The organism is Lyngbya sp. PCC 8106, assembly GCF_000169095.1.
Lineage (GTDB): Bacteria > Cyanobacteriota > Cyanobacteriia > Cyanobacteriales > Microcoleaceae > Capilliphycus.
Genome location: NZ_AAVU01000081.1, coordinates 1 through 13,503, shown reverse-complemented (window position 1 = coordinate 13,503; position 13,503 = coordinate 1). Strand labels below are relative to the sequence as shown.

Sequence of the window (13,503 nt, the reverse complement as noted above, 5' to 3'; positions counted from 1 at the left end):
CCACTCAAAAGGCTTATCGAGCAAAGATTCGTTTTGGCATGACCACCACAACGGATGATTTAGAAGGCGAAACTCTCACCACTCATCAAATTACGGAATTAAAGTTAGAACAAATTCAAGCTGTTTTACCCCGTTTTTTAGGTAAAATTGAACAGATTCCCCCTCGCTATAGTGCCGTTCAAGTCGAAGGAAAACGGTTATATGATTTAGCCCGTCAAGGAAAAGTTGTAGAGGTTCCCAAGCGCACTGTTGAAGTTTTTAATTTAGAAGTTTTAGGCTGGAATTGTGGTGAGTTTCCTGAATTAGAATTAGAGATTGCTTGTGGGGCGGGGACTTATATTCGCTCAATTGCCCGAGATTTAGGCGAAATGCTAAACACCGGAGGAACCTTAGCGCACTTAGTTCGGACTCACAGTAGCGGCTTTGATCTCACAAACAGTTTAACCATCGAAGCGTTAGAGTCTCAAATCCAACAAGACACTTTTCAACTGATTCCGGCATCTATCGCTTTGAAACACCTAGAAGCCATTACACTTTCTTCCGATGAAAAGGCTAAACGCTGGTGTCAGGGACAACGAATAGTTTGTGAATCGGAAAATAGCACTCCCTCGATTTTTAGAGTCTATCATCCTAACGGCTTACTTTTAGGGTTAGGTCAACGAGTTGTCCGTGATTCTCAAATCCTGTTGAGCCACCAAATTGTTCTCGCCGACGGGTCTCAAGTTCATCCCCAAGAAGGCAAGGCAAACTGAACCCAGTATTGCCCTACCCACAATAGATTGCCGCTTAGAATACCTCGAAATCTCCAGCATTGAGATCGGGGTTGTTTAAGATGGTTGCCACCAGTTGTCCATCAAAGAACAGTTCACCTGTTTCTTGGACATAGACCAAAGGTGTATCTGCTGCTGCTCTTTCAGCCTCAGTTCCCACCAAAGTAAACTCAGCAGCTTCGACATCTCCACCGAGGGCGTCGAATACCTCTCCACCTAAAGCAATGGTTTCTCCACTCTCAAAGGCAACAATGGTATCTGCATCACTTCCGCCTGCAAAGGTAAAGGCATAGGTATCTGTTCCTGTACCACCATTCAAGCGGTCATTACCCTTGTCCCCTAAGAGGGAGTCGCCACCATCTCCACCTTGGAGGGTATCATTGCCTTGACCCCCAAACATGGTGTCACTTCCACCGTCACCTTGCAATAGGTCATTGCCTTGGTTTCCGTAGAGGACATCATCACCATCGTTCCCTTCCAGAAGGTCATTGCCCTCACCGCCAAACAGACTATCGTTACCACTGCCTCCGGCTAGGGTGTCATTACCAGCATCCCCTTGGAGTCGGTCATCATCATCCCCACCGAACAGATAGTCATCTCCTTGACCTCCATAGAGGGCATCGTCTCCGGCTAGACCATAGGTGGTGTCGTTGCCTTCGTTCCCAAAGATTTCGTTATCTCCGGTACCGCCAAAAATGGAATCATTACCACTCAGACCAAAAATAGTCGCATCAGGATTATTGGGTCCGGGAACAATAACATCATTCCCCCCTTGTCCACGAACTTCTGTGACACCGGTGAGGGTCGGTTGGATTCTATTGTCGCCTGCGGCTTGTTCACCCAGGACGAGATTTCCTCCCCCGATACCGCCACCAACTACCTCTAAACCCGAACTTCCACTAATATCTGACATATCTCCTCCACACGAGAGTTGTACACTTGAATTTCAACAATGGGATTCTACAATAGGAGTCGTGTATCTGGCAGATTATTTCTGCTATTGAGGTACAAATTTACCAGATCTTTCGTTTAGTCTAAGCCAAATCCGGTCTGGCTTACATGGAAAAATAACAGAAGACCCAGTGTATCAAAATATTATGAGATTTAAGTGATAACTGGGATGTTTTAGCAACTTGACTTTAAGTTTTCATTATGGGACACTTTATTTTCCTCACTAGAGTGAGGATCAGTTATCAACAAGTCAATTTCTAAAAATTCTGTACCAGAATATCAGAATTGCTTGAGAGAATGCAATAGGTTTTGGCATGGCCTCCAAAAATGATGGGATGACCGGCGTACTGACAACCCTATACAACCTCAGCCTGAGTTACCTCCTCACCCCAAACACCTTTACCCCTAAAGACTCGTCCGGAAAAGATCCAATGAGACGCCTGTACTTCCCAATGATGGAATTCCCCGAGTCGAGCATTGGAACTATCTGATTACCGATCCGGTCTGGAAACAGGGGTCAGGACAAATAAACTCGAGAAACACCAATATAAAAGCTACGTGTCACCATACCATTTACGGTGACGCTGATTGTGCATTAATTGTTCCCAACTTATCCCACAAAATTGAGAATTTTTGAGAAACGACATAAATCAGCCCGTTATCGGGTGAGTGTGTCCGTGTGTGTGGAATAGCAGACGGATGAAGAATTTTCTGGACTCCCTTTTTGAGAAACAACAGGTATTGATCATTTTCCTTTTAGCTTCAGCGTTAAATTCGTTAAAATTCTCACAGTTAGCACGATCAGAATATCTGCTTTGATGATTTGATCTGTTTTCAGACCCTAAGTTCAAACGACAATCCTCGATCACCGACTGTTCCTCACTTTGAGCCATGAATAACCCCCTAAAAAATTCTCTGACTAAACCCTGTTTTCCCTTACAAGTTTTTACAAAAACGTCCTTACAGTCTGTCTTTTCTGGCGAGGGAATTCGTCAATTGACTTTAACTCTGATTTTAGGAGTCACTGCTTCTGTTGGAACCCCTACCCCGCTCAACGCTCAACCCTCCCCGGCTTTCCTGCGAAGATTGCCACAAACTCCCCCACCCCAACAACTCGTTCAAGCCCAAATCATTTATGTTGATCCTGTTAATGGAGTTGATGGCGAAACTTCGGGAAATCAAGCCCTACCCTTCCGTACTATTACCTCCGCCTTACAAAACGCCAAATCGGGCGTTACGGTTCAACTCGCACCGGGAACCTATAGCCAACAAACCGGAGAAATCTTCCCCATTTCTGTTCCTAATGGTGTTGTGTTGCAGGGAGATGCGTCTAATAATGGTCAAAATGTGGTGATCACTGGAGGTGGAAATTTTGTCAGTCCCACTTTTGCTCGTCAAAATATAACACTGAGAAGCGAGGGAAACAGCCAAATTAGCGGCGTAACTCTCACCAATCCGAATACACGTGGTACCGCTCTCTGGGTGGAATCCTCTTCACCTACAATTACGAATTCAACTTTTTTCAATAGCAAACGGGATGGTATTTTTATTAGTGCAGAAGGAAATCCTAAAGTTGAGAATAATATCTTTATTCAAAATGAAGGAAATGGTATTTCTGTTGCTCGTTCCGGTCAAGGAGAAATTCGCAGTAACTTATTTCAAAATACTGGATTTGCTATTTCTATTAATGACCAAGCTGCACCTCAAGTTCTGGAAAATCAGATTATCGAAAACCGAGATGGGATTGTCGTTTCACATTCCGCTCAACCGATACTGCGTAATAATCTCATTGAAAATAATAGCCGAGATGGAGTCGTGGCGATCGCTCAATCTCAACCCAATTTAGGGACTTCTGAAAATCCGGGAAATAATATTATTCGCAACAATGGTCGCTACGATGTTTACAACGCCACTCGCGGAAATACTTTGTTAGCGGTAGGAAATGAGATTGATGAAAGTCGAATTTCTGGGGCGGTGGAGTTTGTGGCGGCGTCTGTAAATGCACCGAATGTTGATCTGTCTGCGGGGAGTTTATCTGATTTGCGGGGTCATTGGGCGCAACCTTATATTGAGGCTTTAGTGACTCAAGGAATTATGTCAGGATTTGAGGATGGTTCGTTCCGCCCCGATGAACCGATTACTCGGGTACAATTTGCAACGATTGTACAAAAAGCATTTTCACCCGCCCCTCAGCAACCTGCAACTAATTTTAGTGATGTGTCTCAAAATTTTTGGGGATACAACGCGATTCAAACGGCTTATCGGGCGGGTTTTCTCTCGGGGTATCCAGATGGTAAGTTTAAACCCAACGAACAACTGACTAGGGTTCAGGGTATTGTCGGGTTAGCGAAGGGTTTGGGTTATACCTCTGAGAATACTAATCTATTGTCGATCTATCAAGATTTCAATCAGATTCCCAACTGGGCGTTACAAGCCGTTGCCGGAGCGACTCAAAAGCAACTGATTGTTAATTATCCTCAGCAAAATCAGTTAAATCCTAATCAAGTCGCGACTCGTGCTGATATTGCGGCGTTTGTTTACCAAGCCTTGGTTAATGCGGGAAAAGCTCAAGCGATTGATTCTCCTTACCTAGTGAGTAATCCGTAATTAGAGATTGTGAGGTCAAAATCTCCCGACCTCCCGACTTCCGCTAGACATCCGAAACCTAGAACTTGACATCAAAACACCAACCTTCCTGAGTGGGAAAGCTGGTGCTTTGTTTAGCTTAGTTATAGTTAGGGTCTTTATTAAGGCTGACCCCATTTGAACGATAAAAAGGGATTTATGGTTAGGGTCTCTAATATCGGTTGACCCCATTTGAGATTGTTTCTATATTTTTGCAGGGATCGCAGGTGATCCTTTATTTCGTAATATTTTCTTTATTTTCTTTTCTTTAAGGGTTATATATCTTTATCTATAATTGTAAAGTTATGTTACTTGGACTGGGAGGAACGACGGCTCGCTCGGTTTTCTAGGCGAAATAACCAAACCATCAAAGCCACAACACCGACTTGAAGGGCTAAGTTGGGTAACGCAGAAGCAACTTCTCGCCCGGCTAACACTTGGGCCAAAAAGACTAAAGCCCCAATAAAGCCAGAAGCCCCAAATCCGACATAAATAAATTGCCGTAGCCCTCGATACGGAGTCTTGAGTTCAGCTTTGAGACGGGCGTACTTTTCGGGTGAGAGTTGACTTTTGGGAGACTGACGATTTGAGTTGGGCTTGGACATGAATTTTGCGAAGAGTTGCTCGGTATATTTTACTATTCTCTGTCGAGAACTGCATCCCAACTCAGAAAGCAAAATCTCCCAATCTCCCTATCCGTTAAACAGTTTAGCGAACTAAGAGTAGTATCGTTTGCAGACAACCAATAATCACCCCTAACACCCCTCCTAAGTTAACAATGGCTTGTAACTCACTTTTGACAATACCATTCACCGCCACTTCTAATTCTTGGGGAGAAGTCGCCATAACGCGATCAATAATCACCTGATCAATATTTAAAATCGGAATCACTTGAGCGACAATTTTTTCTAAATCTCGTTCGAGATAACGTTCTAACACCAAAGCTAATTCTTGACTCACCAACTCTAAAGAATTGCTGACTACAGGTGAAGTTTGCAATCGCTTTAAAATCAAAGTAGAAACATTTTCCCAATCAATCGATTGACTTAAACCTTGAATAATATCAATGCCTCGTTCTTGCAAATAATGACGCACTGAATCTCGAATGGTTTTGCGAAGTTGGCGTACTGTAGAAACAGGTAAATTTTGCAGGGATAAATTTTGTAACCATTCTTGCAGTCGTTGTCGCATTCCCAAAGCAATAATTAATTCTGCTAATCTACGATTGGTTTCCTCTCTTTCATCTAAACAAAAAGTTCGTAAGCGCGTTAAGCTATTTCGCAGACCAAACAAATTGGCAACAACCCAATAAGTACCACTAGATCGTTCTCGAAAGCCTTCATCAATAATAGAAATATTGCGATCGGTGAGAAAATCTATTAAAGCCTGTCGGATGACTTCCGGAGGAATGACAACTTCTACTAACCAGTCAGAAAGCTGGCGAGCTTGTTTGTCTGTTAACTGAAATTCAAGTAAAACTTGATCAAAAATTTGATTGAGTTGAAGTTCGAGAAAATCTTCCCGTCTCGCCCAAATTTTCAGAATTCGAGGTAAAGATTCTCCGAGTAAGTCATGTAAAACCCCGGCTAAAATTTTAGCAGTTTTTTGTTGAGTATCGGCTTGAACTTGCTCTAAAGCTAACCGGAGTAGCCAATTAATTGTCGCTTCCATTCGTTCGAGTTTTAACAAGCGACGGGCTAAATTTTGTAACTCCTCTGGTGTGAGGAGAGAACTCATAATTGTATCTGAAACTCGTTTAGATAAGCGTTCCTGGTTGCGGGGAATTAAACCGGGTGTAAAAGGGAGTGTACGTCCACCGACTCGGATGGGACGATAAGGACGAAATAACATTTTTATGGCTAAATCATTCGTGAAATAGCCGATAATTCCACCTAAAATTGGCGGAGCAATTAAAATCCAAAGTTCAAACGAGTTTGCCATATTGAGTTATCAGTGATCAGCGATCAGTTACCTGCTTCATAACACTGATACAACTAACGGATTACTGCTGACTATTCACTGTTTTTGTGACCACCAACACTCCCATCATACCGCCTGCGATCGCATAATGGGTTGCTTGTCGGAAGCCCGCAGTCTTAGCCAGAGCGACTTGTTGACGACCGATTGGAAATTGATCAAGACTCGGGTTAATATAAGCATATTCTTCCCTCAAACCAAACCGTTTGGCAGTCGGAACCACCACTGTATTTAAGTACCACTGCTGGAAACTTCTCAACCCGACATCACTCGGACGGTTCAGATCTAGAATTGCTGCGGTTGCGCCCGGTTTGAGAACCCGATAGAGTTCTTGTAGACTGAGGGGAATATCAATAACATTTCGCAAACCATAGCCCATGGTTGCACAATCAAAGGTATTATCTGCAAATGGGAGATCCAAGGCATCTGCTTCTATCCAAGAGATCGGGGCGAGTGGAACAGTAAACGGTTTTTGGCGAGTTTGAGCGATCGCGAGTTGTTCAGCAGAAAAATCTACGCCAGACACCTGACCTTGAGTTCCTAGCCGTTGAGCGAGCAATAAAGCGAGATCTCCACTCCCACAACATAAGTCTAAGCCCGTTTGTCCGGGTTGCGCCTGACTCCAGTGGAGAGCCATCTTTTTCCAGATGCGATGGCCTCCCCAACTGAACTCATCATTCATCCGATCATAGACGGGAGCGATGCGATTAAAAATGCCTTGAATTTTCTGTTTGTCATCCATCAGAACTCTGCTTTTTGACATTCTCCCTTGTTCAACCCATCATTATAACAGGGAATTCTAGAATCACTTCTAAAGTTTGCGATCTCAGCTAGAAGTTTCTTTCTATCTCTCCCGACCTCTCCCTCTCCCCATCTATTCGGATGAATTCGTGCATTTTGCCCCATGATCGGGTAAAATTTAACTATAGTAAGTGGGGCTGGGCGTGTCCTCACTATAAAATGCTCGAATCCTGCACTTTGGTAACAGAGATCGTTCAAGATGCAGCAGGTGGGAGAAGCCAGCAGCTTGTGTTCGCATCGCTGTTGGGAGTACGTCACTTAGAGATAGACAAAAGTTAGCGCACTTCTCAGGATAAGTTTAAAATGCTCCATCGCAAGATCTATCAACTTTGTTGTGACGGTCGTGAAGTTTCTATCTTCTTGCGGGATCAACAACGCTGGATAGAGAAAGCCCGTATTCTCGACATAGAGGGAGATCTAGTCACCCTGCGTTATGAAATAGAGGAAGATGACGAAATCTCTTCTTGGGAAGAAATGGTGCGTCTAGAAAGTATTGGTGCTGTCAGCCAGCAGTTAGCCTCGGTATCGAGAGGATATTTTGATCCTCAAATTGCAGAAGATTGTCCAGAAGCCGAACAAATTCGTAATCCTTCTTCTGACTCGAATCCAGAATAATCGGCCAGGCGATGAGTGCGATGGTTAACAGCAAGCTGGGGTAAATCATCACAACTAATGATGTCTTGCTGAGTTCCACCCGATCTCGCCTTTTTCCATCGCTCACCGACTAATCCCGATCTTCTAACTCTTGACTGGCTTCAAATACCGGACAGCAACCGTCTGGTGTCACTTTAAAGTTGAAAAAAGCCGAAGAGGGATTGGTACAACGTTGGCCGCGATAATAGAGGCAGTTACCGCAACATTCTAACTCAGAGGGAAAAACCGGATCACTCCCTTGACTGAGTAATTCTCGTTGGGAGATCCCCCGCAATACCAATTCCTCACCTTGCCAACGCACTTCCACCATCCCGGTATCAGCAAAGCTCTGCCAACGCGGATCGGTGGTAATCGATTGAGAAACCACAATGTTAATTTCTGTGGCTAACTCAGCAACTTCTGCCTGATAATGGGTTTCGGGTAAAGCAGGCTGTATAAACGTTTCACCCACAGGCAATTGAACCAATGTCCCGGCCGAAGGATAGTGGAGTTGGTAGCGGTTGCGTAACTCATCAAGGTTCGTCAAGTCTGCTAAATATAAGGGAGAGCCATGCACAAAAATAACGTGTTGAGGACGCACATTATGAATGAGTTGCGTGATACCTGCCCCGTCACTATGTTCTGAGAGGAAATAAGTTTCCACTCGCTGAAACTGAGACTCAAGTTCTGGCGGAATCTTTAATGCCTGTCCGGGTCTTTCGGGCCAAAATAAAACCCAAGATTCGCGTTGATAATCAGCATATTGTTGTCCCCACGTTTCGCGTTCGGCAATCACCACACAGGGAAACTCACTCAAAGTTGGACTTTGTTCCGATGTTAGGCGTCGAACTCGGGGACGAATACGTTCATCCCAAAACAAGGGTTGATGTTGAGCAAAATTCTGTACACTGGTTGGAAAATAGGGCAGAAGTTCTAGATAAATATCACAGCCTTGAGACACTTGGCGATCAACCCAAATATCAATATCACGACCTGTAAAATAGTGATGGCTGCGAAGCAACATCAACAACTCTTGTCCTAAGCCCAGGGGGGGAGTCGGAAACAAGATTGAATATCCAGAGGTTAAAGCCTGTTCAATACGCTCTGCTAACTGGTTTTCAAGCTGACGTCGATGGGGATGACGGGCGGTTCCATAAGACCCTTCTAAAATCAAAACATCCGGTTTGAGACTCCGTAACTCTCCAAGGGGTAATCCTTCTACGAGTCGAGAATTGGATAGGAAAAAATCACCCGTGTACAGCAATTTATAGGTTCGTTCGGGAGCATGATATTTCAGTAAAATCGCTGCTGCACCGGGTAAATGGCCAGCCGGAAATAAGGTAGCAGAGAGTCCCTTTTGGAGTTGAATCTCAGATTTCCAAGATAAAGGCTGACAAAATTGCGGCATCTCCTGCGGGGAAATTTCTGGCCAATTTAAAGGCAGGAGTTGAGCCGTGACTTCACTCGCGTAAATCGGCAGTTGAGGATAGGCTTGATGGAGTGCGAGTAAACCAATGGCATGATCGGCATGAGCATGGGTACAGAACACAAAATCAGCAGGCTGGGAGCGTTTACTCGTTGCTAATAAGGGTGAAATATCCTGTATGCCACAATCGAGTAAGATTCGATGAGGCCCCATTCGTAGCATCAGACAAATCCCCTCATCAGCATGGCCAACGCTATAAGGGAAACATTCCAGGTCAATCACAAGGATCAGTCAATATTAAGAATTTAGTTTAGATTTTAATTCGGCGATCGATTTTTGATAAAAAAATGTTAACAAGTGTTTCAAGCCAGGAGCAGCAAATTGTTATGTCTATTGCTCAATTTCAAGAATTTTTTGACCATTGTGTGGGAACTTGGACAACAGAACGCACCTATCACTACTTGACTCATCAGGAGGTTGAACGCTCACATACTGAGTTTGTGATCTATCCAATCAACTCGGAGATTAAATCTCAAGTGCTAGCGGATAACCAATGTTCTACTGAACATAACTTAGAGGAGTTACCGGGATATCGACTGGCTTTTGAGACAGTTTCAGAAAAAGGGGACAAGGTATCCCAACAGTTACATATTTTGTTTGTTCCTCAAAAGGTTGAACTTCCCTACATTGAAGGAGATTATCTTCGAGATAAAGCCTATGAAGAAGCTAAACCGATGATTGCTCATTTCCGGTACGATGTTCACACCCGAGAGCTGTTAATGACGACTCAGTATAGTCGCGTGGTTTCTGTTGATTCGATCACCTTGATTAATCCTCAGTTACGCATTCGGAAAATCTTAAACTACCAGCGTCCTTTAGAAGATCAACCCCTAGAAACTGTTGTTTTAGCAGGGTTTGGTGTTGAACAAAAACAAGCCGATAACAGTTAACCATAAAGTTTAAAATTGTAACTTCCTGCATAGCAACTGTTCTAGGGAAATTAGCAATCTTATCTTGGCTTCAAACGTTCAAAAACTGATGACTTTGTAAAGACTCAACTGCCTAACTGGGTCTGACAGGGAAACCAGATAGGGTAGTTAACACACTCACCCTATCTGCTAGAGAAGGCAGGGTACAAGAGAGCAGAGGAGAATCTAAACCTCTTGCTTTCACTTATCCTACTATCAACCTTAAATTTCAAGCAGAATGCAATGATTTCTTAAGCTTTTACTGGATGACAAACTGAGTTCCCCGATAGCATCCTTGAAAGGAAGTTAATTGAGTTCCGGTGAGTTGATTGAGTTGAGTCACTAAAGCCGGAGTTCCTTTGTTATCTGCGGAATTCCAGCTATAAACAAAATCTCCTAAGAATTTTTCAGTTCCTTCGTGACTATACTCCTCAATGGGAATTCCAGAAATACCTGTCACTTTTTGATCATGGTATCCATTGACAATAATTTTCTCAATCTCAACACCGGGTTCTACCTGTATATTCCAGTTGACAGGTTCGTAGGATGACAACGCCAAAATAATCGGTTTCCCTTGACGGGTGACTCTCACCTGGGCTTCTCCAGTCGGATGATTATTACCGCTATGATAAGAGTGAGATTCATACACTCCCACCAAATGCAGTTCTTTATCCCCAGAAGCAGAAGTTACAAAAGCTGAAAAATCCTGTGAACCTCCCACCCCACAACTCGCAGTCGGAGAAACTGGAGTCACAGGTATAGGTTGAATGGCTTGTTTTTGTTCCTCTCTAGGAGATAATAAAGAAGACCAATTTGCAATTCCAACTCCTGCAATTAAAGCCGCACCCAAACCAATTGGAATGAGTCTTAGCCAACTACGAAGGGGATTGAAACGAGTCAGTTTTCCGAGGGTGTAGCGAGTATCACGGAAAGGATTACTATTTCCATCCAAAGAAGCCAGCAACCCTAAACCTTCGGGCTGATCTAACAAACCTTGAATAATTTTACCCTCACCCACATAAAGATTGCGAGTTTTGCGATCCAATAACAACCAATACCGATCAACTTCGGCTAATTGGTAGTTGTGTAAATCATAGCTGACTTGGGGATGTTCAATAAAGACTTGCCAAGCTAAACTGTTAGAAGTTCCTGTTGTTTGACCATCGGTGTAAAAGGGTTGTTCGAGATCCGGTTCCCAACGCCAAGCAACCCAGCGATTTTCTGCATTGTAGCCTAAAGATTGTTCTAGGCGAGGATGAGCAGAAATGTCTAAGCGTTTGATTAATTTAGACATAGTGTGTAGGAGTGAAATGTGATAGTGTGAATAGAATCGTTCTGGATGGGTAAGGGCTGATTGTAGATGATTGTAGAGAGACACTATGCTAGTATCTCATTTTGTCACGGATTATTCAAGGTTGCCAACTTTTTAAGACATTTTAAATGGCTCTACAGGAATAACGGGATTTGATACAATTCTAGGCGACAGGGAACCGTTTGAAGTTTTGGCGATCGCTGTGTTCTGAATTTCTTTGTAACTTTTACCTTGTTCCTGCTTTAAAATGATTTTTGATACTTTTAAACCCCAAGTTATTTTTCTTGATGCTGTTGGAACGTTATTTGGTGTACGAGATAGTGTGGGTGCAGTTTATGCAAAACTCGCCAATCAGTTTGGAGTGATCGCTGAACCCAATTCTTTAAATCAAGCATTTTTTCAAAAGTTTGCTACTTCTCCTATCATGGCTTTCCCGGAAAAAAGTCTTGAAGAAATTCCTCAGTTAGAGTTTGAATGGTGGGAATTAATTGCGATCAACACTTTTAAACAGGTGGGTTTATTTAAAGAGTTTGAAGACTTTTCAGAGTTTTTTAAAGTTCTTTATGCCTACTTTGAAACCGACGAGCCTTGGTTTGTTTATCCCGACGTACAACCGATGTTAAAACAATGGCAAAATCAAGGCATTGAACTGGGAGTTTTGTCTAACTTTGATTCCAGATTGTATCCTGTTTTAGAAGCACTAAACTTAGCTGAATATTTTAACTCTGTTACCATTTCAACTCATGTGGGTGCTGCAAAACCAGACCCCAAAATTTTTACAATTGCATTACAAAAACATCAATGTTCTCCTGAAAAAGTTGTACATATTGGAGACAGTTTTAAAGCCGACTATCAAGGGGCAAAAGCTGCCGGAATTCGAGGGATTTTAATTGATCGAAATGAACAAGAAAAATCAGACTTAATCAAATGTACAAGCTTGAAAGAGTTGCAATTTTAAACTCTGATTTGTTAAGCCTAAATCATCGCATCAACGGGAATCGTGATATCAGGAAAAGCAAGAGGAGAAATATTCCCGTCTTTTAACGTCATTTTAGATCCATATTCACGTCCATTAGGTTGACGGTAAACAATTAATTCCCCAGTTTGCAAATTCACTAGCCAATATTCCGGGATTCCCGCCTCAGCATAGAGGTGATATTTTACCGTTGAATCCTTCTCTAAACTGGTATTAGCATATTCAATCACCCAAAAGATATTTTCAGGATAAGGATGATGAGTCAGATACTCTCGCCCCAGAGGTTCGACAATGGCGATATCCGGTTCCGGTTCCGACTGGTTGGGTAGGGTAATGGGTTTAGCGGGACTCACAAGGGCGTGATCACCGAGTAAACGGGTGAGATATTGACCTGCTGTTCGACTAAAAAACGCATGAGATTCGCCTTCTGGGGACATTTGAACAATTTCTCCGGCTAACAACTCCACAGGGCGATCATCAAGTAACCCGGTTTTAATCATGTGGTGGTAATCTTCTAGGCTCCACTTTAGCGTTGATAGTGTCATCTTTCACCTTGATCAACCTTCGCTTTAGTCTATCATTGATGCTTTTAGTATACTACGCCAACAGTTCAAGAATGGCGATTTATAACCTTTGATTCAATTCTAGTCTGAGATTTAGTTTTTGAGATCTGATTATAATATAATAAATGACAGATTGTGGGTAAGTCTCGAAGAAAAATTTAAAGTTTTTTAAAGACAAAAAGCTTAATTTTTAGACGGGAGAGGAAGCATTTTTTAACGCCTGACAGTCTTATTGACAATTTAGATTATTCTTTTTTGACCACAGATTGTTCTAGTTAGCAACTCATCAATCTCCTAGCCATATTGTCACCCCGTCAGTTAATATTTTTCTTTAGGTCAAAATGGGTGTTAAACTAAAGGAATGAAAAAAAGTTATTTTATCGTCATTGATAACTTAGACTTGCCTAAATCCAAATGGTCAGGATTTCTAGTTCAACTAGAAGGAGGGGGTCGCAGTTCATCAGATCGAGAAAAGGCTAGACAAATTATCGAAGATTTGTG

General features: G+C 42.8%; 12 protein-coding genes. 5 read left to right on the top strand and 7 right to left on the bottom strand.

Annotated elements, in window-relative coordinates; translation table 11 throughout:
• Positions 1-752: tRNA pseudouridine(55) synthase TruB (gene truB, locus L8106_RS28420; protein WP_009788033.1), on the top strand; the 752-nt coding region annotated here is incomplete at its 5' end.
• A gap of 34 nt (positions 753-786) precedes the next feature.
• Here the strand turns inward: truB and L8106_RS34315 are convergent.
• The gene (locus tag L8106_RS34315) at positions 787-1,683 is read right to left on the bottom strand and encodes a calcium-binding protein (protein WP_009788032.1); all 897 of its coding nucleotides are present in this window, start codon (positions 1,681-1,683) and stop codon (positions 787-789) included.
• A 929-nt stretch (positions 1,684-2,612) separates the two neighbouring features.
• On the opposite strand from L8106_RS34315, the gene L8106_RS28410 reads away from it, so the two are divergent.
• Positions 2,613-4,328 carry a DUF1565 domain-containing protein gene (locus L8106_RS28410; protein ID WP_009788031.1) on the top strand — a complete coding sequence of 572 codons (1,716 nt, stop codon included), beginning with the start codon at positions 2,613-2,615 and terminating at the stop codon, positions 4,326-4,328.
• Between the two features lie 326 nt (positions 4,329-4,654).
• Here the strand turns inward: L8106_RS28410 and L8106_RS28405 are convergent, their stop codons facing one another.
• The 3 genes from L8106_RS28405 to ubiE form a co-directional block, all read right to left on the bottom strand.
• Positions 4,655-4,951, bottom strand: coding sequence for a DUF3493 domain-containing protein (locus tag L8106_RS28405; protein WP_009788030.1), 297 nt, complete (start codon positions 4,949-4,951; stop codon positions 4,655-4,657).
• A gap of 103 nt (positions 4,952-5,054) precedes the next feature.
• Positions 5,055-6,287 (bottom strand): DUF445 domain-containing protein, encoded by a 1,233-nt coding sequence (locus tag L8106_RS28400; protein WP_009788029.1) that lies wholly within the window; start codon positions 6,285-6,287, stop codon positions 5,055-5,057.
• Between the two features lie 61 nt (positions 6,288-6,348).
• A complete protein-coding gene (ubiE, locus tag L8106_RS28395; protein WP_232228613.1) occupies positions 6,349-7,086 on the bottom strand; it encodes a bifunctional demethylmenaquinone methyltransferase/2-methoxy-6-polyprenyl-1,4-benzoquinol methylase UbiE in 738 nt (245 codons plus the stop codon).
• 341 nt (positions 7,087-7,427) lie between these two features.
• Between ubiE and L8106_RS28385 the strand changes: the two genes are divergently transcribed.
• Positions 7,428-7,739 carry a DUF6679 family protein gene (locus L8106_RS28385; RefSeq protein WP_009788026.1) on the top strand — a complete coding sequence of 104 codons (312 nt, stop codon included), beginning with the start codon at positions 7,428-7,430 and terminating at the stop codon, positions 7,737-7,739.
• 109 nt (positions 7,740-7,848) lie between these two features.
• On the opposite strand, the gene L8106_RS28380 is transcribed toward L8106_RS28385, so the two are convergent.
• Positions 7,849-9,405 (bottom strand): MBL fold metallo-hydrolase, encoded by a 1,557-nt coding sequence (locus L8106_RS28380; protein ID WP_009788025.1) that lies wholly within the window; start codon positions 9,403-9,405, stop codon positions 7,849-7,851.
• Between the two features lie 164 nt (positions 9,406-9,569).
• Here L8106_RS28380 and L8106_RS28375 point away from each other — a divergent pair, with 164 nt between their 5' ends.
• Positions 9,570-10,133, top strand: a complete 564-nt coding sequence (locus tag L8106_RS28375; protein ID WP_039897492.1) for a phycobiliprotein lyase — start codon at positions 9,570-9,572, stop codon at positions 10,131-10,133.
• 277 nt (positions 10,134-10,410) lie between these two features.
• On the opposite strand, the gene L8106_RS28370 is transcribed toward L8106_RS28375, so the two are convergent.
• Positions 10,411-11,445 carry a hypothetical protein gene (locus L8106_RS28370; RefSeq protein WP_009788023.1) on the bottom strand — a complete coding sequence of 345 codons (1,035 nt, stop codon included), beginning with the start codon at positions 11,443-11,445 and terminating at the stop codon, positions 10,411-10,413.
• Between the two features lie 265 nt (positions 11,446-11,710).
• On the opposite strand from L8106_RS28370, the gene L8106_RS28365 reads away from it, so the two are divergent.
• A complete protein-coding gene (locus tag L8106_RS28365; protein WP_009788022.1) occupies positions 11,711-12,421 on the top strand; it encodes an HAD family hydrolase in 711 nt (236 codons plus the stop codon).
• A 17-nt stretch (positions 12,422-12,438) separates the two neighbouring features.
• Here L8106_RS28365 and L8106_RS28360 read toward each other — a convergent pair whose 3' ends face one another.
• Entirely contained in the window at positions 12,439-12,984 is a 546-nt protein-coding gene (locus L8106_RS28360) for a Uma2 family endonuclease (RefSeq protein ID WP_039897490.1), read from the bottom strand.
• Positions 12,985-13,503 lie beyond the last annotated feature (519 nt).